General features: G+C 68.5%; 20 protein-coding genes and 1 pseudogene. 13 read left to right on the top strand and 8 right to left on the bottom strand.

All coding sequences use genetic code 11. The annotated features are described in order from the left end of the window. Together eno and gap are read right to left on the bottom strand one after the other, a co-directional pair. Positions 1 to 165: pseudogene (gene eno, locus C6P61_RS03575) on the bottom strand (phosphopyruvate hydratase); the annotation flags it as partial. Between the two features lie 11 nt (positions 166 to 176). After that, positions 177 to 1,178, bottom strand: a complete 1,002-nt coding sequence (gene gap / locus C6P61_RS03580; RefSeq protein WP_105728568.1) for a type I glyceraldehyde-3-phosphate dehydrogenase — start codon at positions 1,176 to 1,178, stop codon at positions 177 to 179. 226 nt (positions 1,179 to 1,404) lie between these two features. On the opposite strand from gap, the gene C6P61_RS03585 reads away from it, so the two are divergent. From C6P61_RS03585 to C6P61_RS03600, 4 genes are read left to right on the top strand one after another with little or no spacing between them, the layout of a single operon-like run. Then, positions 1,405 to 2,049: a nucleoside/nucleotide kinase family protein gene (locus tag C6P61_RS03585; protein ID WP_105728585.1), complete on the top strand. Its 645-nt coding sequence runs from the start codon at positions 1,405 to 1,407 to the stop codon at positions 2,047 to 2,049. Positions 2,050 to 2,098: 49 nt separating this feature from the next. Next, a complete protein-coding gene (locus C6P61_RS03590; RefSeq protein ID WP_105728569.1) occupies positions 2,099 to 3,088 on the top strand; it encodes a Gfo/Idh/MocA family protein in 990 nt (329 codons plus the stop codon). Then, entirely contained in the window at positions 3,085 to 4,164 is a 1,080-nt protein-coding gene (locus C6P61_RS03595) for an AGE family epimerase/isomerase (RefSeq protein ID WP_105728570.1), read from the top strand. Before C6P61_RS03590 ends, C6P61_RS03595 begins: the two co-directional genes overlap by 4 nt. Positions 4,165 to 4,179: 15 nt before the next feature. Then, positions 4,180 to 4,839, top strand: a complete 660-nt coding sequence (locus tag C6P61_RS03600) for an HAD family hydrolase (RefSeq protein WP_244908761.1) — start codon at positions 4,180 to 4,182, stop codon at positions 4,837 to 4,839. Between the two features lie 8 nt (positions 4,840 to 4,847). Here C6P61_RS03600 and C6P61_RS03605 read toward each other — a convergent pair whose 3' ends face one another. The 5 genes from C6P61_RS03605 to C6P61_RS03625 all read right to left on the bottom strand — a co-directional run bounded on the left by C6P61_RS03605 (position 4,848) and on the right by C6P61_RS03625 (position 9,562). Next, positions 4,848 to 6,092 carry an ROK family transcriptional regulator gene (locus C6P61_RS03605; RefSeq protein WP_105728586.1) on the bottom strand — a complete coding sequence of 415 codons (1,245 nt, stop codon included), beginning with the start codon at positions 6,090 to 6,092 and terminating at the stop codon, positions 4,848 to 4,850. A 28-nt stretch (positions 6,093 to 6,120) separates the two neighbouring features. Next, complete coding sequence (locus C6P61_RS03610) at positions 6,121 to 6,564, bottom strand: RbsD/FucU family protein (protein ID WP_105728572.1); 444 nt, start codon at positions 6,562 to 6,564, stop codon at positions 6,121 to 6,123. Positions 6,565 to 6,596: 32 nt separating this feature from the next. Then, on the bottom strand, positions 6,597 to 7,397 hold the full coding sequence (locus tag C6P61_RS03615) for an ATP-binding cassette domain-containing protein (protein ID WP_105728573.1): 801 nt from the start codon (positions 7,395 to 7,397) through the stop codon (positions 6,597 to 6,599). 1 nt (position 7,398) lies between these two features. Beyond that, entirely contained in the window at positions 7,399 to 8,358 is a 960-nt protein-coding gene (locus tag C6P61_RS03620; RefSeq protein ID WP_105728574.1) for an ABC transporter permease, read from the bottom strand. Positions 8,359 to 8,554: 196 nt separating this feature from the next. After that, positions 8,555 to 9,562, bottom strand: a complete 1,008-nt coding sequence (locus C6P61_RS03625) for a sugar ABC transporter substrate-binding protein (RefSeq protein WP_105728575.1) — start codon at positions 9,560 to 9,562, stop codon at positions 8,555 to 8,557. A 222-nt stretch (positions 9,563 to 9,784) separates the two neighbouring features. Here C6P61_RS03625 and C6P61_RS03630 point away from each other — a divergent pair, with 222 nt between their 5' ends. The 9 genes from C6P61_RS03630 to C6P61_RS03670 all read left to right on the top strand — a co-directional run bounded on the left by C6P61_RS03630 (position 9,785) and on the right by C6P61_RS03670 (position 24,132). Beyond that, the gene (locus C6P61_RS03630) at positions 9,785 to 10,714 is read left to right on the top strand and encodes a PfkB family carbohydrate kinase (protein ID WP_105728576.1); all 930 of its coding nucleotides are present in this window, start codon (positions 9,785 to 9,787) and stop codon (positions 10,712 to 10,714) included. A 65-nt stretch (positions 10,715 to 10,779) separates the two neighbouring features. Continuing rightward, positions 10,780 to 12,243, top strand: a complete 1,464-nt coding sequence (gene zwf, locus C6P61_RS03635; RefSeq protein ID WP_105728577.1) for a glucose-6-phosphate dehydrogenase — start codon at positions 10,780 to 10,782, stop codon at positions 12,241 to 12,243. A gap of 4 nt (positions 12,244 to 12,247) precedes the next feature. Continuing rightward, entirely contained in the window at positions 12,248 to 13,036 is a 789-nt protein-coding gene (gene pgl, locus C6P61_RS03640; RefSeq protein ID WP_105728578.1) for a 6-phosphogluconolactonase, read from the top strand. A gap of 17 nt (positions 13,037 to 13,053) precedes the next feature. After that, complete coding sequence (gene edd / locus C6P61_RS03645) at positions 13,054 to 14,898, top strand: phosphogluconate dehydratase (protein WP_105728579.1); 1,845 nt, start codon at positions 13,054 to 13,056, stop codon at positions 14,896 to 14,898. A gap of 108 nt (positions 14,899 to 15,006) precedes the next feature. Beyond that, complete coding sequence (locus tag C6P61_RS03650) at positions 15,007 to 15,654, top strand: bifunctional 4-hydroxy-2-oxoglutarate aldolase/2-dehydro-3-deoxy-phosphogluconate aldolase (protein WP_105728580.1); 648 nt, start codon at positions 15,007 to 15,009, stop codon at positions 15,652 to 15,654. A gap of 25 nt (positions 15,655 to 15,679) precedes the next feature. Next, entirely contained in the window at positions 15,680 to 17,296 is a 1,617-nt protein-coding gene (pgi, locus tag C6P61_RS03655; protein ID WP_105728581.1) for a glucose-6-phosphate isomerase, read from the top strand. Positions 17,297 to 17,312: 16 nt separating this feature from the next. Further along, positions 17,313 to 20,165, top strand: a complete 2,853-nt coding sequence (ppc, locus tag C6P61_RS03660) for a phosphoenolpyruvate carboxylase (protein WP_105728582.1) — start codon at positions 17,313 to 17,315, stop codon at positions 20,163 to 20,165. Between the two features lie 7 nt (positions 20,166 to 20,172). Continuing rightward, positions 20,173 to 20,544, top strand: coding sequence for a methylglyoxal synthase (locus C6P61_RS03665; protein ID WP_105728583.1), 372 nt, complete (start codon positions 20,173 to 20,175; stop codon positions 20,542 to 20,544). Between the two features lie 270 nt (positions 20,545 to 20,814). Beyond that, positions 20,815 to 24,132, top strand: a complete 3,318-nt coding sequence (locus tag C6P61_RS03670) for a hybrid sensor histidine kinase/response regulator (RefSeq protein WP_170067317.1) — start codon at positions 20,815 to 20,817, stop codon at positions 24,130 to 24,132. Between the two features lie 106 nt (positions 24,133 to 24,238). On the opposite strand, the gene C6P61_RS03675 is transcribed toward C6P61_RS03670, so the two are convergent. Next, positions 24,239 to 24,638, bottom strand: a 400-nt coding sequence (locus C6P61_RS03675) for a transaldolase family protein (protein WP_280524109.1), incomplete at its 5' end; no start/stop codon positions are given.

The raw sequence follows: 24,638 nt of genomic DNA on the forward strand, positions 1-24,638 counted from the left end.
GTCGCCGTCGCGCAGCTCGATCGCTTCGCGGCTGCCGGTGGAGGCGCCCGACGGCACGGCTGCGCGGCCCATGACGCCGCTTTCGAGCAGCACGTCGCATTCGACGGTGGGGTTGCCGCGGCTGTCGAGCACTTCACGGCCGACGATATCAACGATTGCACTCATGTCGGGTTCCTTCAGCCTTGTGCCACCACGCGCGCCATCTCGAGGCACTTGTTCGAGTAGCCCCACTCGTTGTCGTACCAGCTGACCACCTTGATGAAGGTGCCGTCGAGCGCGATACCGGCATCGGCGTCGAACACGCTGGTGCAGCGCTCGCCGCGGAAGTCGGTCGAGACCACCTTGTCCTCGGTATAGCCCAGCACGCCCTTGAGCGCGCCTTCGCTCTGGGCCTTCATCTCGGCGCAGATCTCGGCATAGCTGGCGGCGTTATCGAGCTCGACAGTCAGGTCAACCACCGAGACGTCGCTGGTCGGGACGCGGAACGCCATGCCGGTCAGCTTGCCCTTGATGGCCGGGATCACCACGCCGACGGCCTTGGCCGCGCCGGTGCTGCTCGGGATGATGTTTTCGAGGATGCCGCGGCCGCCGCGCCAGTCCTTGTTGCTCGGGCCGTCGACGGTCTTCTGGGTCGCGGTGGCGGCGTGCACGGTGGTCATCAGGCCACGCTTGATGCCCCATTTGTCGTTGAGCACCTTGGCTACCGGGGCCAGGCAGTTGGTGGTGCAACTGGCGTTGCTGACGATGGCCTCGCCGGCATAGGAGTCATGGTTGACGCCGTAGACGAACATCGGCGTGTCGTCCTTGCTCGGGGCCGAGATCACGACCTTCCTGGCACCAGCAGCCAGGTGCTTGCCAGCGCCGGCGTTGTCGAGGAACAGGCCGGTCGACTCGACGATGACCTGCGCGCCGACCTCGTCCCACTTGAGGTTGGCCGGATCGCGCTCCTGGGTCAGGCGGATGGCGCGGCCGTTGACCACCAGGGTGTTGCCCTGCACCGACACTTCGCCGTCGAAGCGGCCATGCACGCTGTCGTACTTGAGCATATAGGCCAGGTAATCGGGTTCCAGCAGGTCGTTGATGCCGACCACCTCGATGTCGCCGAAGTTCTGCACGGCGGCCCGGAAAACCATGCGCCCGATGCGGCCAAAGCCGTTGATTCCGATCTTGATTGTCATGTTTGTCTCCTGATGGGTGGCGGCCGGCGCTGCAAGATGCATTGCGCCAGCGGATGAACGAATGCTAGCGAAAAACAGGTAACTCAGTTACACAACCATCCCCCTGATACAGGTTGTTCTGGTGTCGTAACCGAATCGCGCACGCCGGATCGCCCGGCGCCGGCGTCCAATGCAGAATCGACAGATCGAGACCGCACTGGAGCGACTCGACATCTGCCCCCGACTCATGACAGACCTGAAAAACTACCCTCCCATCCCCGAGGCCTTGCAGCAACAGATCGACCGGCTGCTCGCATCGGGCCGGCGCTGCCTGCTCGGCCTGGTCGGCGCGCCCGGCGCGGGCAAGTCCACCCTGGCCGCCGCCTTGCAGCAGCAGCTCGGCGAGCTGGCCCAGGTGGTGCCGATGGACGGCTTTCACCTCGCCAATGCCGAGCTGCAGCGGCTGGGACTGGCCGGGCGCAAGGGTGCGCCCGAGACCTTCGACAGCGCGGGCTATGTCGCGCTGCTGCGCCGGCTGCGCCAGCAGCAGCCGCATGAGCGGATCTATGCGCCCGAGTTCCTGCGCGAGCTCGAGGAGCCGATTGCCGGCGCGATTGGCGTGGACGCGCAGACGCGACTCGTGATCACCGAGGGCAACTATCTGCTGCTCGAACAGGGGCATTGGGCCGAGGTGGCCGGCTTGCTCGACGCGGTCTGGTATGTCGAGCCCGACGAGCCGCTGCGCTTGCAACGCCTGCTGCAGCGCCACATGGCCTTTGGCCGCAGCGAACAGGCCGCGCGCGACTGGATCGCGTCGACCGACGAGCCCAATGCGCGGCTGATCGAGGCCAGCCGGCCGCGGGCCGACTGGGTGCTGCGCTGGAACGACTGAAATTGAGATGGCCACTGGAATTGCACCAGGCCGCAACAGGAGAGACGAGATGAAATGGGCTTTTGTCGGCGCGAGCAATATCGCGTCCGAATGGATGGTCGGCGCAGTGCGCGCCGTCGGCGACGAAGTGGTGGCCGTGGTATCAGGCAGCGCCGAACGGGCCCAGGCCTTTGCGCGCCAGCACGGCATCACGCAGGCGCTGACCGACCTCGGCGCACTGGCCGGACTCGAACTCGATGCGGTCTATGTGTCGAGCACCAACGACCAGCACGAGGCCGCGGTGCTGCAGGCCGCCGCGCTGGGCTGCCATGTGCTGTGCGAGAAACCGCTCGCGCTCGACCTGGCCGCCGCGCGCCGCATGGTCGAGGCCTGCCGCGCGGCCGGCGTCGTCATGGGCACCAATCACCACCTGCGTCACAACAGCGCGCACCGCCAGATGCGCGAGGTGCTGCGCCAGCAGGGCCTGGGCCCGCTGGTATCGGCGCGGGTCAGCCACTCGGTGTTCCTGCGCGCCCAGCTGCAGGGCTGGCGCATCGACAACCCGGGCGCCGGTGGCGGCGTGGTGCTCGACATCGCGGTGCACAACGCCGACTCGCTGGCCTTCCTGCTCGGCGAATACCCGGTCGAGGTGATGGCGATGACGCAGCAACGCGGCATGAGCCGAGGCGTCGAGGACGATGCGATGTCGCTCTGGCAGTTCGCCAGCGGCCTGTGCGCCTTCACGCACCAGGGCTACAACACGCCACATGCCTCGAACCGGCTCGAGATCCTGGGCCAGCAAGCCAGCCTGGAGGCGCGCAACGTGCTGAACCAGGCGCCGGGCGGCGAGCTGGTCTGGCGCCGCGCCGACGGCGACCTGTCGCTGCGGCTGGACCACGACAACCTGTATGTGCGCGCGCTGCGCGAGCTGCACCGGGCGATCGCGGGCCAGCCCAACGACCTGGCCAGCGGCGAGGACGGGCTCAAGTCGCTGGCGGTGGCATTGGCGCTGCTAGAGAGCGCACGCACGGGCCGGCGCGTGCCGGTCAGCTACGCATGAGCGCGACCACTGTGCCCCCTGCCCCGGCGTTCGAGAGCCGCGCCTTCCTGCAAGCGCATATCGCGCACACGCTGGCGTTCTACGAGTGCAGCGCCTGTGATCCGGACGGCGGCTTCTTCCACTACCTGCTCGATGACGGCAGCGTCTACGAGCGCGAGCACCGGCATCTGGTCAGCGCGACCCGTTATGTCTTCAACTGGAGCCAGGCGTATCGCCACGGCGGCGAGCCGCGCCACCGGGCCTGGGCCGCGCATGCCCTGGCCCATCTGCAGCAGGCCTTTTGCCTGCCGGCGGGCCACCCGAATGCCGGCCTGTACGCCTGGACCGTGCGCGCAGGCGCGGTGGAGGACGACCGTGCCCTGGCCTACGGCCAGGCCTTCGTGCTGCTGGCGCTGAGCCAGGCCTGCCGGGTCGGGCTGGCGACGCCGCAACAGGTGGCTGCCGCCTTCGACCGGATGGAGCACGCCTTCTACCTGCCGGCGCAGCGCGCCTATGCCGACGAGCGCGGCAGCGACGGCCGCCTGTCGGACTACCGGGGTCAGAACGCCAACATGCACCAGTGCGAGGCCTGCCTGGCCGCCTTCGAGGCCACGGGCGAGGCGCGCTACCTGGAGCGGGCCGAAAGCCTGATCGAGCGCTTCGCCTTCGAGCTGGCCGACCCGGCGACCGGACTGATCTGCGAGCATTACGACCTGGACTGGCAGCCCGACTGGGAATACCAGAAAGGCCGGCGCGACGACATCTTCAAGCCCTGGGGCTACCAGACCGGCCACCAGACCGAATGGGCCAAGCTGATCCTGCAGGCCCATGAATTGCGCCCGCAGCGGCGCTGGCTCGATCGCGCCGCCGAACTGCAGCTGGCGGCCTGGCGCCACGGCTGGGATGCGCAACATGGTGGACTGATCTACGGCTTCGGGCCCGACGGCTCGCCCTGGGACCGCGACAAGTATTTCTGGGTCCAGGCCGAAACGCTGGCCAGTGCCTGGCGACTCTGGCGCGCCACGCAGGAGCCGCAGTTTCGCCAGCAGTACCTGGACTGCTGGGACATCCTGGCTGCCGGCGGCCTCTCACTCTGAATGAATCTCAAACCCATGCCTCATCTGATCTTCGACATGGATGGCACCATCATCGACTCGATGCCGGTCCACCGCAGCAGCTGGGCCCAGTTCGCGGCCCGCTACGGCCTGAGCGAACAGGCCGAGGAACTCGAACGCGCCACCAGTGGGCGCACCGGTGTCGAGGGCATGCGCGCGCTGTTCGGCGCCGCGCTGCCGCTCGAGCTGGCGCAGGCCTATGTGCACGAGAAGGAAGCGCTCTACCGCGAGCAATTCGGCGCGCAGTTCCGCTGGGTCGGCGGCTTCGAGCGCTTTGCGCTGCGCGCGCGCAGCCTGGGCCTGCGCTGCGGCCTGGGCACGGCGGGCGACCGGCACAATGTGCGCTTCTGTCTCGAGCGCCTGCCCAGGCCCGATCTCGACGGCCTGTTCGAGGTCTGCGTCGGCGGCGACGAGGGCCTGCCGGGCAAGCCCGATCCGGCGATCTTCCTGGCGGTCGCGCAGCGCATGGGGGTGGCACCGGCCGACTGCCTGGTGTTCGAGGACAGCCCGGCCGGCATCGCGGCGGCAGGTAATGCCGGCATGCGCGCGATCGCGCTGCTGACCAGCCACAGCGCCGAGGAACTGGCGGGGCCGCATGTGCTGGCCGCGGTGCCGGATTACGACGCCCTGCTGGCGTCGCCGCATTGCCCGTTCTGAACGGCGGCTCAAAGGTCCTGCTTGAGGAAGATGTCCTTGTCGGGGAAGAACTGGGTGTGCAGCGGCAGCAAGGCGCCGCCCAGCGCCCGGGCATGCGCACCGACCTGACCCATCTCGAGCCGGCCCGGCCGCACGATGCCGACCAACGGGTAGGCTTCGAGCACCTGGCGCGTCTGCGCCAGCAAGGCCTCGAGCAGCCGGCGCGACAGCGAGCCGTCGAGCACCACCGCATCGAGGTCGAGCAGCGCGGTCGCGGCCGTGATGGTCATCGCGAGCGCATCGGCAGCGGTATTGAGCCAGGGCTGGGTCAGTGCGTCGTAGGCCGGGTCGGCAATCGCGTCGTCATGGATCAGCTGCGGGTCGAGTCCGGCCTGGATCAGCGCCTGCTCGAGCTGCCAGCCGGAGGATTTTTCCAGCAGCTGGGCCGGCGAGCCGGGCTGGGCCATGCCCAGCGGCAGCGAGCCGATGGCGCCCGCGTTGCCGCGCTCGCCCGGCAGCAGATGGCCCGACAGCACCAGGCCGCCACCGACGAAGGTGCCGATGAAGACATAGAGGAAGCTGCGCAGCTGCTGGCCATGGCCCTGCAGCAGCTCGGCGGTGCAGGCGGCGATCGTGTCCTTGGCAAACACGACCGGCAGCTCGGTCAGGGCGCGGACCCGCTCGGGCAGGTCAACGCCCTCCCACTTGGCCATTGCTGGCGCGGCCTCGGGGCCGAGCAGGTCGGCCCACTGGTGCATGAACAGCGGCGCCGACAGGCCGAGGCCGACCACGCGGGCCCAACGCTCGCCCATCTGCTGGCGCAGCAGCGTCAGCGCCGAGGCGATATGGCGCAGCACCTCGTCCGGGTCCGGGAACTCGTAATGGAACACATGCTGGTAGCGGATCTGGCCGGCGAAATCGAGCACCAGCACCTCCATGCTGCGGCGCCCGACCTGCACGCCGACGCTGAAGGCGCCTTCGGGGTTGAGCGACAGCGGCACCGAGGGCTGGCCGATGCGCCCGCGCAGCCGCTCCTGCTTGAGCAGCAGGCCGTCGTCGAGCAAGCGCTCGACGATGACCGAGACGGTCTGGGTCGAGAGCTGGGTCAGGCGCGCCAGGTCCGCCTTCGGGATCGCGCCATGCAGGCGGATTGCCTGCAGCACGATGCGCTCGTTGAACTGACGCATGCCGCGCTGGTTGGAGCCGCGCATGGCGCGCGTCACCTCGGCAGTGGGCGCGGAATACGAAGCGGCGGGAGATTTGACGCGGGGCATGGTCGACAACGAGGCAGCAAAAAGGCGATCAGGGCAGGATGACACCCTTGCAGAGTATCGCATTGCCAAAAGCGCTCGCCTCGCCGCTCTGCACGATCAGGCTGGCGCCGGCGATGCGTTCGTAGAAGGCAAAGCGCTCGATCGGCTCGACCTGCTCCGGGGCCAGGCCTTCGAGGCGGCAGGCCAGCTCGATGAACGCTGCCTGCGCCGGCGTGGTCTGGCCGACCGGCAGGCCGCTGTGCTGCATGTAGCCGGCCGGCTGCGGCACGTCGACCGCCAGCGGAAACACCGACAGCACGGCCTGCGCCACCCGCTCGAGGCTGAGCCCCGGCAGGCGCACCACCGGCTTGCCCTTGGCCAGGAAGTCGGCGGTGAAGTTGGCATCGACCACGGCGACCCATTCGCCATGGCCCATGGCGCACAGGTGCATCAGCAGTTCCGGCGTCAGGATGGGGTCCAGTCCCTTGAGCATCGGTTGTCCTTTTCTCTGGTGGCGGCGGCGGTTCAGTGCGCCAGCGCCTGGTGCGGCAGTTCAGCGGCGGATTTCGCGCCGGTCATGACAGCCACGGTATCGCTCATGCTGATGTGCTTGGGATCGACCACGGCGGCGCGCTTGCCCAGGCGGGCAATGTGGATGCGGTCAGCGATCTCGAACACATGCGGCATGTTGTGGCTGATCAGGATCACCGACAGCCCCTTGTCGCGCACGCGCCGGATCAGCTCGAGCACCATATTGCCTTCCTTGACGCCCAGCGCCGCGGTCGGCTCGTCGAGGATGACGACATGCTCGGCAAACGCAGCGGCACGGGCCACGGCCACGCACTGGCGCTGGCCGCCCGACAGGGTTTCCACTGCCTGGTTCATCGAGCGGATGCCGACCTTGAGGTCGTTCATGCGCGCGATGCTTTCTTCCAGCATCTTCTTCTTGTCGATCATCTGGAATACGCTGCCCAGGATGCCGGGGCGGCGCAGTTCACGGCCCAGGAACAGGTTTTCGGCGATCGTCATGGCGGGGGCCACCGCCAGGTCCTGGTAGACGGTCTCGATGCCGGCGCGGCGCGCTTCGATCGGGCTCTTGAAGTGAATCGACTTGCCGTCCAGGAAGACCTCGCCCTGGTCGGGAATGGTCGCGCCCGACAGGGCCTTGATCAGGCTGGACTTGCCGGCGCCGTTGTCGCCGATGACGGCCAGGATCTCGCCGGCGCGCAGTTCGAAGTCGGCGCCATCGAGGGCGGTGACCTGGCCGTAGCGTTTGACCAGGCCCTTGGCCTGCATGACGATCGGAGCGTTGGAGTGGGTGGTCATTTCAGCGGGCTCCCTTGCGCGAGAGTTGGTCGGTGGCGACGGCCAGGATCACGAGGATGCCGGTCACCAGGATTTGATAGACGGAGGACACGCCCATCAGCGTGAGGCCGTTGCGGAACACGCCGACGATCAGCGCGCCGACCAGGGTGCCGAGCACGATGCCACGGCCGCCAAACAGGCTGGTGCCGCCGAGCACGACTGCGGTGATCGCGTCGAGGTTCTCGGTCTGGCCGGCGTTCGGGTCACCGGCGCCGGTGCGCGCCACGCTCAGCAGCGAGGCGATGCCGTAGAAGGCGCCCGCGAGCACGTAGACCGACAGCAGCACCTTGTCGGTGGCGATACCGGTCAGGCGGGTCGCCTCGGGGTTGTTGCCGACCGCGTAGACATGGCGGCCGGGCTTGGTCTCGCGCAGCGCGAACCAGGTCAGCAGGTAGAGCGCGAGCATCAGCACCACACCGTAGACGATGGCGGTGTCACCAATCTTGAAGGTGTTGCCCAGCAGGGTCATGCCGTCGGGAATATTGGTGATGGTCTGCGAATTCGAGTAGAGCTGGGTCGCGGCAAAGGCGATGTTGAGCGTGCCCAGCGTGACGATGAAGGGCGGCAGCTTGACCTTGGTCACCAGCAGGCCGTTGATCAGGCCGAACAGCGTGGTCACCGCGATGCCACAGGCGATCGCCGCCGGCGTCGGCAGGCCGTAGTCGGAGGCAAACTTGGTCATCACGACGCTGCCCAGGGCCATCACCATGCCGCAGCTCAGGTCGATGCCGGCGGTCAGGATGATCAGGCTCTGGCCGATCGCGATCACGCCGACCACCATGACCTGCTGCAGGATCAGCGAGAAGTTCTGCGCCGACAGGAAGCGCTCGCTCTGGGTGGCGAAGAAAAGGCAGGCCAGCAACAGTGCAATGAAGGGCCCCAACGTGGCGATCGGGGGTAACTGGAGGGTGGTCTTGTTCATGGTCGGATGCCGTAGCGATCTGGACCGCCTGCGGCCAGGGCCACCGGCAGCGGTTGGAGAATCGTCTGGTTCATGTCAGTCAGGAGGCGGCGGGCCGGGAAAACCGGGCCGGCTGCCGCCTCACTCGGGAGGCAGCGGGACCCGCCCGCAGCCCCACCGGGGGGCATGGGGCGGACCCGCGCTCAGTCTTCAGGGCTTACTTGTTGCCCCAGCACAGGTCGGTGCCGACCTTGACGTCCTTGCTGTCGACGCCAGCGACGGCCTTGGCAGCGATCAGGGTCACGCCGGTGTCGATGTAGCCGCTGGCCTTCTTGCCGCTCTTGGCGTATTCGACGCCAGCGGCCACGCCCATGGCAGCCATGCGCAGCGGGTACTGCTGACTGGTCGCGGCGATCACGCCCTTGCCCACGTCGGCGATGCCGGCGCAGCCGCCGTCAACCGACACGATCACGACATCCTTCTCCTTGCCGGCTGCCTTGAGCGCGTTGTAGGCGCCAGCGGCTGCGGGTTCGTTGATGGTGTAGACCAGGTTGATGGTCGGGTTCTTCTGCAGGCAGTTTTCCATGCCGGTCTGGCCCTTGGCGCGGTCACCGTAGCTGTCGGACATGCAGACGACTTCGGCCGGCTTGGCCAGTTCGTTGTTCTTGGCATCGAACGAGGACAGACCGAAGCCCTTCAGGAAGCCGTTGTGACGCTGTGCGCCGACCGGGTGGCCGGGGAACAGGTCCAGGGTCGCGATCACGGGCTTCTTGCCACCCAGCGCGGCCTTGGCGTAGGCGCCGATCAGCTCGCCGGCCTTGTAGTTGTTGGTCGCGAACAGCGCGTCGGTGCCGTCTTGCGGATCGGTCGGGCTGTCGAGGGCGATCACCATCACGCCCTGGGCGCGGGCCTTCTTGATCGCCGGCACGATGGCCTTGGAGTCGCTCGGGGTGATCAGGATGGTCTTGGCACCGGCGGCGATCATGTTCTCCATCGCGGTGACCTGGCCGGCGTTGTCACCGTCGCTCTTGCCGGCGCCGCTCAGCAGCTTGGCGCCGAGCTTCTTGGCTTCGGCCTCGGCACCTTCCTTCATCTTGACGAAAAAGGGGTTGGTCTCGGTCTTGGTGATCAGGCCGATCACGGGTTCGGCGGCATGGGCAAAGCCGGCCGCAGCCACGGAAGCGGCGATCAGGCTCAGGCGGATGGTGGTGGTGTGGAAAGACATTCTTGCTCCTCTTGTGTGGATCATCTGTGCGGCCGATCTTGGCATCGACCTGTGTCAACGGCAAGCTGGTTGTCACCGCTCGCCGTGCCGCAAGTATCCTGCAAGCCAAAAACTAAATCAATTAGATTTAATTAGTGTTTTCCCTAATGACGAGAGCCGGGCCTTGCAGCGAAACTTCCGGCCAATTCGACCGCAACCCTGCTCTAGTCAAAGGTATTTCCCATGTCCACTCCGATCCTGATCCTCGGCGAAGCCCTGATGGACTGCATCACCCAGGCCGACGGCAGCTTGCTGCCGCTGATGGGCGGCAGCCCGTTCAACCTGGCGCGCGCGACTGCGCTGCAAGGCGGCCAGGTCGGCTATCTGTCGCCGTTTTCGAGCGACAGCTTCGGCCAGCAGCTCAAGGCGCGCTCGATCGCCGACGCGGTCGAGCCGATGAGCCCCGACAGCGCGCGCCCGACCTCGCTGGCGGTGGTGACCGTGCGCGCGGGCCAGCCCAGCTACGGCTTCTACCGCGAAGGCATTGCCGACCGCGACTACCAGCCCGCAGCCCTGCTCGACCTGATGGCAAAAATGCAGCCCGGCGTGCTGCACACCGGCTCGCTGATGCTGGTGCCGCCCGAGAACGCCAAGGTCATGCAGGTGATCGAGGGCGCCCGCGCCCTGGGCTGGACCATCAGCATCGACGTCAACCTGCGCCCGCGGGTGGCCGACGATCTGGCGGGCTATTGCGCCGCCGTGATGCAGGCGGTGGAACTGGCCGATTGGGTCAAGGCCAGCGACGAGGACCTGGAAATCCTGGGTTTCGGCCACGCCAGCCTGGCAACTGCCGACGAGCTGCGCCAGCGCTTCGCGCGCGGCGCCAACCGGCACATCGCCTTCACCTTTGGTGCCGCGGGCGCCTACCTCTGGATCGACGGCCAGAGCAGCATGGCCGCGGCGCCACGAATCGAGCTGGTCGACACGGTCGGCGCTGGCGACACGTTCTGGGGTTCCTGCCTGGCGGACTGGGGCACGCAGCCCGAAGGCGCTGGCGAACGCGCGGCGGCGACACTGCAGCGCGCGATGCAGGCCGCCGCGATCAACTGCAGCCGCAAGGGCTGCCAGCCGCCCAGGCTGGAGGAGTTGATGCAGGATGAAACCACGAAGTAACTTGATTACGTTTTTTTAGACAGAAAATAAGTAACATGGTTACATCCACTCGCTACGCAGACTCCATGAACACCGCAGCCCAACCTCCCCTGGACATCGTCATCTTCGGCGGTGCCGGCGACCTGTCCTGGCGCAAGCTCCTGCCCGCCCTCTACATGGCGCATCTGCACGGCCGCCTGGCTACGGACTGCAGGATCATCGGCGTCGGTCGCAACGAATGGAGCCGCGAGCAGTACGTGGCCTTCATCGACCAGACCTCGCGTGCCTATGTCGAGGCGCACGCCATGCAGGCCGAGGCCTGGCAGGGCTTCCTGCAGCGGCTGGACTTCGTGAGCCTGGACGCCACCGCGCCCGAGGGCTATGCCGAGCTCGCCGCCCATTGCCAGCCGGGCTCGATCAAGGTGTTCTACCTCGCCACCGCGCCGAGCCTGTTCAGCCAGATCGCCGCGCAGTTGGATCAGGCCGGCCTGATCGATGCGCAATGCCGGGTCGTGCTGGAAAAGCCGCTCGGCCATGACCTGCCGTCGGCGCGCGCGATCAACGAAGCGGTGGCACGCCATTTCCGCGAAGGCCAGATCTACCGGATCGACCATTACCTGGGCAAGGAAACGGTGCAGAACCTGATGGTGCTGCGCTTTGGCAACGCGATCTTCGAGCCGCTGTGGCGCGCGCCCTACATCAAGAGCGTGCAGATCACCGCGGCCGAGACCGTCGGCGTCGGCACCCGCGCCGGCTTCTACGACCACACCGGCGCCATGCGCGACATGGTGCAGAACCACCTGCTGCAGCTGCTGTGCATCGTCGCGATGGAGGCGCCGATCTCGCTCGACCCCGACGATGTGCGCGACGAGAAGCTCAAGGTGCTGCGCTCGCTGCGCAAGATGAGCCTGAGCGACATCGTGCGCGACACGGTGCGCGGCCAGTACACCGAGGGCGTGGTCAACGGCGAGGCGGCCAAGGGCTATCTGCAGGAAGCCGATGTGCCCGAGAACAGCCGCACCGAGACCTTCGTCGCGATCCGGGCCCAGATCAACAACGCGCGCTGGGCCGGCGTGCCCTTCTTCCTGCGCACCGGCAAGCGGATGCAGAACCGCCACTCCGAGATCATCATCGAGTTCTCCGAGCCGCCGTTCTCGATCTTTGCCGAGCAGGCCGCCGCCTCGACCCCGAACCGGCTCATCATCACGCTGCAACCCGACGAGTCGATCCAGATGCAGATGATGGCCAAGGAACCGGGCTCGGGCATGAAGATGCGCCCGGTCAACCTGAACCTGGACCTGCAGTCGGTCTTCACCGAGCGCCGCGCCGAGGCCTACGAGCGGCTGCTGATCGACGTCATCAAGGGCCGCCTGACCCATTTCATGCGCCGCGACGAGCTCGAGGCGGCCTGGAAATGGGCCGACCCGATCATCGAGGGCTGGAAGCAGCTGGCCGACCGCCCGAAATCCTACCCGGCCGGCAGCTGGGGACCGGCGGCCTCGTCGGCGCTGGTCGCACGCGAGAACGCGGTCTGGGCGGAAGCGCAGTAAGGCCATGATGCAGCCTGTCACCCCCCTCGTTCCATCCCAGGCTGGCGTAACCGCCGGCACGGCCGCTGACGCCAGCCCCTGGCTGCTGCGCCCCTGCCAGGACACCGCGCAACAGGCGCGCGAGCTGGCGCTGGAGCTGGCTGACCGGCTGCGCGCGGCAATCGATGCGCGCGGCCAGGCGCTGCTCGCGGTCTCGGGCGGCAAGTCGCCGCTGGCGCTGTTTGCCGAGCTGCGGCGCCAGGAGCTGGCCTGGGACCGGGTCACGGTGCTGCTGGCCGACGAGCGCTGCGTGCCCGACGGTCATCCCGACAGCAACGGCACGCTGGTGCGCGAGCAGCTGCTGCAGGAGTGCGCGGCCGCCGCGCGCTGGCAGCCCTTCTTCACGACCCTGCCCAGCCAGCCATCCAGCGACTGGAGCGAGGCCGAGCTCGACTGCCTGGCCGACTCGGCCAACCAGCAGCTGGCCGCTCTGCCCTGGCCGCTCGACCTGCTGGTGCTCGGCATGGGCGAGGACGCCCATACCGCCTCGCTGTTCCCGGCCGCGCCTGGTCTGGCCCGCGCGCTGGAGTCCGAACAGCGAGTGGCCTGGGTCCGGCCGGCCACGGCGCCGCACGCCCGGCTGACGCTGACCCTGCCCACGCTGCTGGCCGCACGCGCGATCTACCTGCCGCTGAGCGGCGAGCGCAAGCGCGCGGTGTTCGATCAAGCCTGTCGCGCCGCCTCGGCAGAGGCCCCCATTTCGCTCGTCCTGCATCGCGCCCTGCAACCGGTCCAGGTCTGGCTCGCCCCCTGATTTTCTAGAAAGCCCCCATGTCCACTCCCTCCCTGCCCACCACCGTCGCTCCCGTCCTGGCACGCGTGACCGCGCGCATCATCGAGCGCAGCCAGGCCAGCCGTTCCGCCTACCTGAACACGGCAGCCGGACTGCGCAAGCCCGGACCCTACCGCGCGGGCATGGGTTGCGCCAACGCGGCGCACGCCTTCGCGGCGATGCCGGCGCAGGACAAGCTGGTGCTGCGGCAGGAACGCCAGCCCAACCTCGGGATCGTGACCTCCTACAACGACATGCTGTCGGCGCACCAGCCCTACGAGCATTACCCGGATCAAATCCGCGCGGCCGCGCGCGCGTTCGGCGCCACGGCCCAGGTCGCTGGCGGCGTGCCGGCGATGTGTGACGGCGTGACCCAGGGCTACGAGGGCATGGAGCTGTCGTTGTTCTCGCGCGACGTGATCGCGCTGGCCGCTGCGGTGGCGCTGTCGCACAATGTGTTTGACGGCGTGCTGTGCCTGGGCATCTGCGACAAGATCGTGCCGGGCCTGGTGATCGGCGTGCTGCAGTTCGGCCACCTGCCGGCGGTGTTCGTGCCGGCCGGCCCGATGACCTCGGGCCTGTCGAACGACGACAAGGCCAAGGTGCGCCAGCAGTACGCCCAGGGCCTGGTCGACCGTTCGGCGCTGCTGGCGGCCGAGGAAGCCGCCTACCATGGCGCCGGCACCTGCACCTTCTACGGCACCGCCAACTCGAACCAGATGCTGATGGAGATCATGGGCCTGCAGCTGCCGGGCTCGTCCTTCGTCAATCCGGGCACCCCGCTGCGCCAGGCGCTGACCGACTTTGCGGTCGAGCGCGTGCTGCGCATGCGCGACGGCGGCCCCGAGCCGCTGGCCATCAGCGAGATCATCGACGAGAAGGCCGTCGTCAACGGCATCGTCGGCCTGCTGGCCACCGGCGGCTCGACCAACCACACGCTGCACCTGGTCGCGATGGCGCGCGCCGCCGGCATCCGGATCGACTGGGACGACTTCGCCGAGCTGTCCGAGGCGGTTCCGCTGCTGGCCCGGGTCTATCCGAACGGCAAGGCTGACGTCAACCATTTCCACGCCGCGGGCGGCATGGGCTTTTTGATCGCCCAGCTGCTGCAGGCCGGCTTGCTGCATGCGGATGTCAACACCATCCTGGGCCACGGCATGCAGCGCTTCGCGGTCGAACCCTGGCTGCAGGACGGCCAGCTGGCCTGGCGCGCCGCAGCGGCGACTTCGGGCGACGAGGAAGTGCTGCGCCCGGTCGAGCGCCCCTTCAGCGCCGACGGCGGCCTGAAGCGCCTGCGCGGCAACCTCGGCCGCGCGGTGGTCAAGACCTCGGCCGTCAAGCCCGAACACCGGCTGGTGCGGGCACCGGCGGTGGTGGTCGAGAGCCAGCAGGCGCTCAGCGACCTGTACAAGCAAGGCGCGCTGAACCGCGACTTCGTCGCCGTGGTGCGCTTCCAGGGCCCGCAGGCCAACGGCATGCCCGAGCTGCACAAGCTGACCCCGATCCTGGGCATCCTGCAGGACCAGGGCTTCAAGGTCGCGCTGGTGACCGACGGCCGCATGTCGGGTGCCTCCGGCAAGGTGCCGGCTGCCATCCACGTCAGCCCGGAAGCCCTCTGTGGCGGCGCGATCGCGCGGGTGCAGGACGGCGACATGGTGCTGCTCGACTGCGATGCCGGCCGGCTCGAGCTCGAGCTGTCCGAGGCCGAACTGGCACAGCGCCCGCTGCCGGCCAAGGACCTGTCGGCCAACGGCCACGGCTATGGCCGCGAGCTGTTCGGCCTGTTCCGCCGCAATGCCGGCCTGGCCGAAAACGGTGGCTCGGCGCTGTTCGGCAACGACTGAGCGCCTGCCCTGCTGCCTGTATTGCCCCCGGTACTGTTTCGGCGTCACCGACCACCCCGCTGACGCCGACCCCGGTGGATCCGACCCCTTATATTTGAGTCCTGCATCATGAATTCTCCCGCTCCCCTGCCGCTGTTCAAATCCCGTGTGGTCCCGGTCATCGTCGTGACCGATCCGGCCCAGGCCGTGCCGATGGCCGAGGCGCTGCTGGCCGGCGGCGTCGACGTGATGGAAATCACGCTGCGCAGCGCGGCCGGCCTGGCCGCGATCGAGGCGGTGGCCCGCGCCGTGCCCGAGATGCAGGTCGGCGCCGGCACCGTGACCCGGGCCAGCGAGGTGGCCCAGGTGCTGGCTGCTGGCGCGCGCTTTGGCCTGTCGCCCGGCTCCACGCCGGGACTGCTGGCCGCCGTGCTGGCCTCGGGCCTGCCCTTCGTGCCCGGCGTGGCCAGCCCGAGCGAGGCCATGGCCGCGCGCGACGCCGGCTTCACGCTGATGAAATGCTTCCCGGCGGCCCAGCTCGGCGGCGTCGAGGTGCTCAAGGCCTGGGGCGGTCCGCTGCCGGATCTGCGCTTCTGCCCGACCGGCGGCGTGTCGCTGGCGAACATGGGCAGCTTCCTGTCCCTGCCCAACGTGGCGATGGTCGGCGGCTCCTGGCTGACTCCGGCCGCCGCGGTCAAGGCCGGCGACTGGGCCCAGATCACCCGGCTGGCGCGCGAGGCGACCGACGCCGTGGCCGCGCTGCAGGCGAGCCGCTGAATCATCAGGCCGAGGAGACCAGAACATGAATAACGACTTCACCCCCCCGCAACAACGAGCGGCCTGGAAGCGGCTGCAAAGCCTTGCCAACCCCTCGCTGCCGCATCTGCGCGAGCTGCTGGCCGACCCTGCCGGCGAACGCCAGGCCAGCCTGCAGCTGGAGGTCGCCGGCCTGCAGCTCGACGCCAGCCGCCAGCAGGTCACGCCCGAGGTGATGCAGGCCCTGCTCGAACTGGCCGCTGAATCGCGCGTGCTCGAGCAGGCCCAGGCCCAGCGCCAGGGCCTGCCCGTCAACGCGACCGAGAACCGCGCCGTGCTGCACATGGCGCTGCGCGGCGCCGACATGCCCGACGCACCCTGGGGCGCTGAGATCTCGGACGCCGTGCGCCAGGAGCTCGACCGCTTCCTCGACGCCGCCGAGCGCATCCGCGACGGCCGCTGGCGCGGCCACCGCGGCCAGCGCATCAGCAACGTGATCAACATCGGCATCGGCGGCTCGGACCTCGGCCCGCGCATGGCGGTGCAGGCGCTCGACGCTCAGGCCTCGCATGAGGTGCGGGTGCACTTCGTCTCCAACCCCGACTGCTGGGCACTGCACTCGCTGCTGCGCTGGTGCAAGCCCGACAGCACGCTGTTCATCGTCCAGAGCAAGACCTTCACGACCCAGGAAACCCTGACGCTGGCGAATTCGGCCCAGCGCTGGCTGGCCGACCATGGCCTGCAGACGCCCGAGCAGCAGGCGCAGCACCTGATCGCCGTGACCGCCTCGCCGGCAGTCTCAGCCGCCCAGGGCTATGCCCCGGCCAACACCTTCGGCTTCTGGGACTGGGTTGGCGGGCGCTATTCGGTCTGGTCGGCGATCGGCCTGCCGCTGGCGATCGCGATTGGCGCCAAGAATTTCCGGGACTTCCTGGCCGGCGGCCACGCGATGGACCGCCATTTCTGGGAAGCGCCGCCGGAGCACAACATGCCGCTGCGGCTGGCCTTGCTGGGCGTGTGGAACCGCAACTTCCTCGACTGCCCGACGCATCTGATCGCGGCCTATGCCAGCCGGCTGTTCCACTTCGCGCGCTTTTTGCAGCAGCTCGACATGGAATCGAACGGCAAGTCGACCCATGTCGACGGCAGCCCGGTCGAGATCGGCACCGGACCGATCGTCTGGGGCGGCCTTGGCATAGAAGGCCAGCATGCCTATTTCCAGCTGCTGCACCAGGGCCAGCACCGGGTTCCGGTCGATTTCATCGGTGTGCGCAGCGAGGACTGCCCGCTGCCACTGGCGGCCGAACACCACCGGGTCGCGCTGCTCAACCTGGAAGCCCAGGCGCAGGCACTGGCGCTGGGCCGCGACGCAGCCGCCACCGAGGCCGAGCTGCGCGCCAGCGGGCTGGACGAAGCCAGGATCGCCGAGCTGCTGCCGCACCGCACCTTCCGCGGCAATGTGCCGAACTCGACGCTGTGGCTGGCCGAACTGACGCCGCACACGCTGGGCGCCATGGTCGCGCTCTACGAGCACAAGGTGTTCTGCCAGGCCGCGATCTGGGGCATCCACGCCTACGACCAGTGGGGGGTCGAGCTTGGCAAGACCATGGCCCGGCAGATCGAGCAACAACAGCTGAACGCCGTCAGCCCGGCACCGAATTGAAACAGGAGCAGCCCGCATGAAAAGTTCCAAGCGCGACGATCCGTCCAAGGACCAGCCGCTGATCGATGACATCCGCCTGCTGGGCCGACTGCTCGGCGAGGTGATCCGCGAGCAGGAGGGCGACGCCAGCTACGCGCTGATCGAGCAGATTCGCCAGCTGTCGGTGGCCTTCCGGCGCGAAGCCGACCACGCCGCCGACAAGGCGCTCAAGCAGCTGCTCAAGGGCCTGACCGATGCGCAGGCGGTCAGCGTGATCCGCGCCTTCACCTACTTCAGCCACCTGGCCAACCTGGCCGAGGACCGCCACCATGTGCGCCGCCGCAGCGTGCACGAGCGCGCCGGCAATGTGCAGGAAGGCAGCCTGGAGCACAGCTGGGACCGGCTGGCGCGCGCGGGCGTCGGCCACGAGCAGATCATCGCCTCGCTGGCCGACTCCCATGTCTCGCCGGTGCTGACCGCGCACCCGACCGAAGTGCAGCGCAAGAGCATCCTGGACGCCGAGCGCGACATCGCCCGGCTGCTGACCGAGCGCGACAGCCTGGGCCAGGGCGCTGCCGGCGCGACCGGCAGCAGCAACAAGAGCAGCAAGCGCAGCAAGCCGGCCGCCAGCGGCGACCTGCTGCTGGCGCGCGGCCTGGCGGCCAACGAGGCCCAGCTGCGCGCGCGCATCACCCAGCTCTGGCACACCCGGCTGCTGCGCTACACCAAGCTGACCGTGGCCGACGAGATCGAGAACTCGCTGGCCTACTACCAGAGCACCTTCCTGCCCGAGATTCCCCGCCTGTACCGCGATGTCGAGCAGGCGCTCGGCGGCCAGTCGCTGGCGCCCTTCCTGCGCATGGGCCAGTGGATCGGCGGCGACCGCGACGGCAACCCCAACGTCACGGCCGCGACGCTGCGGCTGGCGCTCAAAAGCCAGTCCGATGTCGCGCTGCGCCACCACCTGACCGAGGTGCACCGGCTCGGCGCCGAGCTGTCGCTGTCGGACATGCGCATCGGGGTCAACGCCGCGATGCAGGCGCTGGCCGACCGCTCGCCCGACCACAACGAGCATCGCCGCGACGAGCCCTACCGCCGCGCGCTGACCGGCATCTACGCCCGCCTGGCCGCCACGCTGACGGAACTCTCGGGCGGCGAGGCCGCGCGCCATGCCATCGCACCGCAGAATCCCTACGCCAGCGCCGAGGAATTCCTGGCCGACCTGCGCACGATCGAGGCGGCCCTGGTCGAGCAGCGCTGCGAGGCGCTGACCGAGCAGCGGCTGCGCCCGCTGATCCGCGCGGTGCAGGTGTTCGGCTTCCATCTGGCGACAGTGGACCTGCGCCAGAGCTCGGACCAGCACGAAGCCGCGCTGGCCGACCTGCTGGCCGTGGCCCGCATCGAGCCCGACTACAGCGCGCTCGACGAGAACGCCAAGCAGGCCTTGCTGCTGCGACTGCTCGATGATGCGCGCCCGCTGCGCGTGCTCGACGGCGACTACCAGGCCCATACCCGCAGCGAGCTCGAGATCTTCGAGACCGCGCGCGAGATGCGCCAGCGCTACGGCACGATCGCGATCCGCCACGCCATCATCAGCCACACCGAGACCGTCAGCGACCTGCTCGAGGTGCTGCTGCTGCAAAAGGAAGTCGGCCTGCTGCACGGCACGCTCGAACATGGCGCGCGCGCCGACCTGATCGTGGTGCCGCTGTTCGAGACCATCGAGGACCTGCGCAACGCCGCCGGCATCATGGATGCCTTCTACCGTCTGCCGGGCGTAGCCGCCATGGTGCAGAGCGGCGAGCCCGACCAGTACAACGAGCAAGACATCATGCTCGGCTACTCGGACAGCAACAAGGACGGCGGCATCTTCACCAGCAACTGGGAGCTGTATCGGGCCGAGACCGCGCTGGTCGCGCTGTTCGACCAGCTCGGGCGCGAGCAAGGGCCGATCAAGTTGCGCATGTTCCACGGTCGCGGCGGCACGGTGGGTCGCGGCGGCGGCCCGAGCTACCAGGCCATCCTGGCACAGCCGGCCGGCACCGTGCGCGGCCAGATCCGACTGACCGAACAGGGCGAGGTGATCGGCTCCAAGTACGCCAACCCCGAGATCGGCCGGCGCAACCTCGAGACCCTGGTCGCCGCCACGCTGGAAGCGACGCTGCTGCCGGCGCTCAAGCCGGTGCCGGCCAAGTTCCTCGACGCGGCCGCGCAGCTGTCGCAAGCCAGCATGGCGGCCTACCGCGCGCTGGTCTACGAGACCCCGGGCTTTACCGACTACTTCTTCACCGCGACGCCGATCCGCGAGATCGCCGAGCTCAACATCGGCTCGCGCCCGGCCTCGCGCAAGGCCAACCAGCGCATCGAGGACCTGCGCGCGATCCCCTGGGGCTTCAGCTGGGGCCAGTGCCGCCTGACGCTGCCGGGCTGGTACGGCTTTGGCAGCGCGGTCGACCGGCTGGCCGAGCAGCTCGGCACCGAGCCGGCGCTGGAGCTGCTGCGCCAGATGCACCGCAAATGGCCCTTCTTCAGCACCCTGCTGTCCAACATCGACATGGTGCTGGCCAAGAGCGACCTGTCGCTGGCCTCGCGCTACGCCGAGCTGGTGCCGGATGCCCAGCTGCGCCAGCAGGTGTTCGCCCGCATCGAGGCCGAATGGCAGCGCACCCACGAGGTGCTGAGCCAGATCACGGGCGAGGCCGCGCGGCTGGCGGGCAACCGCTCGCTGGCGCGCTCGATCGAGCACCGCTTCCCCTACATCGACCCGCTGCACCACCTGCAAGTCGAGCTGATCGGACGCTACCGCGCCGGCAGCCAGGAAGGCCTGGTCAAGCGCGGCATCCACATCTCGATCAACGGCATCGCCGCCGGCCTGCGCAACACGGGCTGAGATCGGCATGCGGATCGCATTGATTGCCCACGATGGCAAGAAGGCCGACATGGTCGAGCTGGCGCGCGAGTTCCAGCCCTTCCTGGCCGGCTGCACCCTGTGCGCCACCGGCACCACGGGCGGGCGGCTGCAGCATGAGGTCGGCCTGACGGTCGAATGCCTGCTCAGCGGTCCGCTGGGCGGCGACCTGCAGATCGGCGCCCGGCTGGCCGTGGGCCAGGTCGACGCAGTGATCTTCCTGCGCGACCCGATGACGCCACAGCCGCACGAGCCCGACATCAACGCGCTGGTGCGGGCCTGCGACGTGCACGACATCCCTTGCGCGACCAACCTGGCCAGCGCCAAGCTGTTGCTGGCGCAGTGGAGCCAGCGCGGCTGAAGGCTGACAGTCCGCCGGCACAGGGCCGCCCCGACGCGCTGGCGCGAGCTGCGTCAGGGCGACTCCAGCGTTTGAAGAGCCGCGGAAAACCCCTACGTCCGGACAAAGAATTGGCAAGGCGACCGCCTTGCCAACAGCTGCGCCAATCACTGACAATGCGGCATGGTTACCGTGCTGCGTGCGCAGCCCCCCATGCGAAAACAGACTCACCTATTGGACCGCTTGTCGCAGCGCAATCGGTGGCTCTGGCCTGGGTTGGTCCTGGGTGTCATGCTGCTCTGGAGCGGTTTTTCCTGGCTGATCGCCCAGCGCTACACCGCCCAGATGCAGCAGCAAAGCTACCAGCACCAGAAGCATCTCGCGCAGCAGCAGCTCGAAGTGCTCAATGGCAGCTTGCATGATGTGCTGACCACCCTGGGCGGCGTCACCCGCATCCTGGCCCGGGAAGCCCAGATCGAGCGCGGGCTTTTGCCGTTCGGCCCGAAAGTCGCAGCCGCGACCGGCACCTTGGCGGCCAAGCGTCTGCACTGGGAACAAGCGCCTGAGCTGGGCCGGCTCAGCCGCTATCTGGGCCGCTACACCGAGGCGCTGCAGATCGACGCGATCTGGCTGCTCAACGCGGCCGGCGACTGCATTGCCTCGAGCAACGCGGGCCAGGCCGGCAGCTTCGTCGGCGGCAACTACTCGGACCGCCATTACTTCCGCGACATCCAGGGCAACGAATCCAGGCTAGGGCAGCAATATGCGGTCGGGCGCATCAGCCGGGTGCCGGGCCTGTATGTGTCGCATCCGGTCATCGTCAACGGCCAGTTCGTCGGCGCCGTCGTCACCAAGACCGACATCGTCGCGCGCTCGCGCTGGACCCGCAACGAGAACGTCTTCGTGGCCGATGCCAACGGCGCCATCGTGCTGGCGCAGGACAAGTCGCTGGAATTCCGCTTCCTGCCCGACCGACTCGGCCCGAGCCTGGCGCAACCCGCGCTCGCGCTCGAATACCGCAACACCCGCTTCGAGCCGCTCGACATTGCCCCCTGGGGCGAGCTCGGCCTGTCGGATCTGGTCCGGCTCGACCAGCGGTCCACGCCCTTCCTGCTGCTCGACGGCAACCGGCGCTCGGACAGTTTCTCGATCCATCTGCTGCATCCGATGCCGGAAATCCGCCAGCTCGAAAGCCAGCGCTACGCCCTGTTCACGCTGCTGGCCATGATCGGCGACCTGCTGATCCTGGCACTGGCGGCCTTGACGCTCTACTTGCGGTCGCTGGTGCGCAAACGCGAGGCGGCGCTGCAAGCCAAGCAGGAGCTCGAAGCCCTGGTTGGCCGGCGGACCGCCGAGCTGCAGGTGGCCAAGGAGGCGGCCGAGCAGTCAAGCCGGGCCAAGGCCACCTTCCTGGCCAACATGAGCCACGAGATCCGCACCCCGCTCAATGCGATCAACGGCATGACCTTGCTGACGCTCAAGACCGGGCTGTCGCCGCGCCAGCAGGACTACCTGCGCAAGATCCAGGCTTCGAGCCAGCATCTGCTGGGCGTGATCAACGACATCCTCGATTTCTCCAAGATCGAGTCGGGCCATCTCGGCATCGAGCAGACCGAGTTCGAGCTCGATGCCGTGCTCGACCATATTGCCGACCTGTTCGGCGAGCGCGCGGCAGCCAAGGGCCTGGAGCTGCTGATCGAGGTCGCCGAGGAGGTGCCGCGCTATCTGACGGGCGACCCGCTGCGCATCGAGCAGGTGCTGATCAACTACACCAACAATGCGCTGAAGTTCACCGAGCGCGGCCAGATCGGCATCCGGGTCTGCGTCATCGAGCGCGACGATGCCGGACTGCTGCTGCATATTGCCGTGCGCGACAGCGGCATCGGCCTCGACGAGGCCCTGAGCGGCAAGCTGTTCCAGAGCTTCCAGCAGGCCGACGCGTCGACCACCCGCCAGTACGGCGGCACGGGGCTAGGGCTGGCGATCTCCAAGCGGCTGGCCGAGCTGATGGGCGGCGAAGTGGGGGTAGCCAGTCGGCCGGGACAGGGAGCGACCTTCTGGTTCACGGCCCGGCTGGGAATAGGACAGGCGGCACCTGCGCTGCAGGCCGCCCCCGACTGGCAGGGCCTGCGCGTGCTGGTGGTGGACGACCAGGAAACGGCCGGCCAGCTGCTGGCCGCGCTGCTGCAGCGCCTGGGCTTCGAGGTCAGCCAGCAGCGCAGTGGGTCGGCGGCCCTGGCAGCGCTGCAGGACGCCGACCAGCAGGGCCAGCCTTACCGGCTGGTATTGCTGGACTGGCAGATGCCGGAGCCCGACGGCATCGAGACCGCCCGGCGCATCGCCGCGCTCGGCTTGCGCCAGCGGCCCGACTGCGTGCTGCTCAGCGGGCAGCTTCCCGACGACTGGGCCGAGATCGCGCCAGCGGCCGGACTGATGGACCGGCTGGACAAGCCGGTGCGCCCGAAGGCCTTGTTCGAGTTGCTGCAGCGGGTGCTGAGCCCCGCCGACCATCCGCACCAGACCCACATGGCCGACGCCGTCGAACCCGATAGCCGGAGCCTGGCCGGTGCGCGCGCCTTGCTGGTGGAGGACAACCCGCTGAATCAGGAGGTCGCCATGGCCTTCCTGCACGAGTCGGGGCTCGAGGTCGAGCTGGCGACGGACGGCGCCATGGCCCTGGCCATGGTCCAGCAGCAGCGCTACGACATCGTGCTGATGGACATGCAGATGCCGGTGCTGGACGGGCTGATGGCCACGCGCGCCATCCGCCAGCTGCCCGGGCTGGCCGATCTGCCGATCGTCGCGATGACCGCCAATGCCATGACCGGCGACCGCGAAACCTGCCTCGAGGCCGGCATGAACGACCATATCGCCAAGCCGATCGATCCCGGGCTGCTGCAGGCCAAGCTGCTGCAGTGGGTCAGGCCGGAGCGCGAACGCATGACGGCGGCGCGCCAGGCCGAAAAAGGCGAGCCGGCCGCTGCTTCGGCTGGACCGGCTGAACCGGCTGGACCGCTGAGCATGATCGAAGGACTCGACCAGGCCTTGGGTCTGGCACAGGCGGGCGCACGGCCGGCGCTCTACCGCAGCTTGCTGCAGCAGTTCGTCACGGACCAGGCGGATGCGATCGCGCGCATCAAGGAGGCGATGGAAGCCTCGCGCTGGGAAGAAGCAACTCGGGCCGCGCACACGCTCAAGGGAGTTTCGGCCCAGGTCGGCGCGCTGGCGCTGCGCGAGCAGGCCGCGCGGCTCGAGCAGGCACTGCAAGCCCATGCATCGGGGGCGCAGAACGAAACGGGCGAAGGGCTGCCAGCGCTGCTGGCGGCAATCTCCGAGCCGCTGGCGCAGCTGGTGCAGGCGATCTCGGACGGTCTGGCCCAGCAACGCCAGGCGCAGATCGAACCGGCGTTCGACCTCGAGCGCTGGAACGCCGTGCGGGCTCGGTTGCTCGCCCTGCTAGAGGCCGACGATGCCAGCGGCGTCCAGCTGTTCGAGGACAACGAAGCGCTGGCCCGCGCGGCACTGGGGCCTCGGTTCGCAGCCGTGGCCGAGGCGATGCGCCATTTCGAGTTCCAGCAGGCGCTGCAGGTGCTGCGCCAGGCCGACTGAGCCTGAGCCTGAGCCTGAGCCTGAGCCTGAGCCTGACGGGTCGGGTCGGGTCAGGACCGACCGGACCCGGGCCACGGCCCGAACCCCAGCCGTGCGGTATCGGACCTCAGGCGGCCAGGATCAATTGTTCGAGCTTGACCGCGTCGGCACAGAAGGCGCGGATGCCCTCGGCCAGCTTTTCGGTGCCCATCGCGTCCTGGTTCAGCGCCAGGCGGAACGCCGGCTCGTCGTACTGCACGAAGGGCAGCTCCAGCGCCGCGGCGGCCTCGGGGTCGAGTGCGCGTGCCAGCGGTGCTTCGCTGGCCGACAGGGTGCTCAGCAGCTCCGGGCTGATGGTCAGCAGGTCGCAGCCCGCCAGCGCCTGGATCTGGCCCACGTTGCGAAAGCTCGCGCCCATGACCTCGGTCGCGATGCCGAAGCGCTTGTAGAACTCGTAGATCTGGCGCACCGACTGCACGCCCGGATCGTTGGCGCCGGACATGGCGGCCTCGTCCCAGGAGGCACCA

It is taken from the genome of Malikia spinosa (assembly GCF_002980625.1).
GTDB classification, from domain to species: domain Bacteria; phylum Pseudomonadota; class Gammaproteobacteria; order Burkholderiales; family Burkholderiaceae_C; genus Malikia; species Malikia spinosa.

What these genes read in the sequence shown, in the direction of transcription:
- gap (WP_105728568.1), bottom strand. Translation starts at nt 1,178, where the DNA reads ATGACAATCAAGATCGGAATCAACGGCTTTGGCCGCATCGGGCGCATG.
- C6P61_RS03585 (WP_105728585.1), top strand. Translation starts at nt 1,405, where the DNA reads ATGACAGACCTGAAAAACTACCCTCCCATCCCCGAGGCCTTGCAGCAA.
- C6P61_RS03590 (WP_105728569.1), top strand. Translation starts at nt 2,099, where the DNA reads ATGAAATGGGCTTTTGTCGGCGCGAGCAATATCGCGTCCGAATGGATG.
- C6P61_RS03595 (WP_105728570.1), top strand. Translation starts at nt 3,085, where the DNA reads ATGAGCGCGACCACTGTGCCCCCTGCCCCGGCGTTCGAGAGCCGCGCC.
- C6P61_RS03600 (WP_244908761.1), top strand. Translation starts at nt 4,180, where the DNA reads ATGCCTCATCTGATCTTCGACATGGATGGCACCATCATCGACTCGATG.
- C6P61_RS03605 (WP_105728586.1), bottom strand. Translation starts at nt 6,092, where the DNA reads ATGCCCCGCGTCAAATCTCCCGCCGCTTCGTATTCCGCGCCCACTGCC.
- C6P61_RS03610 (WP_105728572.1), bottom strand. Translation starts at nt 6,564, where the DNA reads ATGCTCAAGGGACTGGACCCCATCCTGACGCCGGAACTGCTGATGCAC.
- C6P61_RS03615 (WP_105728573.1), bottom strand. Translation starts at nt 7,397, where the DNA reads ATGACCACCCACTCCAACGCTCCGATCGTCATGCAGGCCAAGGGCCTG.
- C6P61_RS03620 (WP_105728574.1), bottom strand. Translation starts at nt 8,358, where the DNA reads ATGAACAAGACCACCCTCCAGTTACCCCCGATCGCCACGTTGGGGCCC.
- C6P61_RS03625 (WP_105728575.1), bottom strand. Translation starts at nt 9,562, where the DNA reads ATGTCTTTCCACACCACCACCATCCGCCTGAGCCTGATCGCCGCTTCC.
- C6P61_RS03630 (WP_105728576.1), top strand. Translation starts at nt 9,785, where the DNA reads ATGTCCACTCCGATCCTGATCCTCGGCGAAGCCCTGATGGACTGCATC.
- zwf (WP_105728577.1), top strand. Translation starts at nt 10,780, where the DNA reads ATGAACACCGCAGCCCAACCTCCCCTGGACATCGTCATCTTCGGCGGT.
- pgl (WP_105728578.1), top strand. Translation starts at nt 12,248, where the DNA reads ATGATGCAGCCTGTCACCCCCCTCGTTCCATCCCAGGCTGGCGTAACC.
- edd (WP_105728579.1), top strand. Translation starts at nt 13,054, where the DNA reads ATGTCCACTCCCTCCCTGCCCACCACCGTCGCTCCCGTCCTGGCACGC.
- C6P61_RS03650 (WP_105728580.1), top strand. Translation starts at nt 15,007, where the DNA reads ATGAATTCTCCCGCTCCCCTGCCGCTGTTCAAATCCCGTGTGGTCCCG.
- pgi (WP_105728581.1), top strand. Translation starts at nt 15,680, where the DNA reads ATGAATAACGACTTCACCCCCCCGCAACAACGAGCGGCCTGGAAGCGG.
- ppc (WP_105728582.1), top strand. Translation starts at nt 17,313, where the DNA reads ATGAAAAGTTCCAAGCGCGACGATCCGTCCAAGGACCAGCCGCTGATC.
- C6P61_RS03665 (WP_105728583.1), top strand. Translation starts at nt 20,173, where the DNA reads ATGCGGATCGCATTGATTGCCCACGATGGCAAGAAGGCCGACATGGTC.
- C6P61_RS03670 (WP_170067317.1), top strand. Translation starts at nt 20,815, where the DNA reads ATGCTGCTCTGGAGCGGTTTTTCCTGGCTGATCGCCCAGCGCTACACC.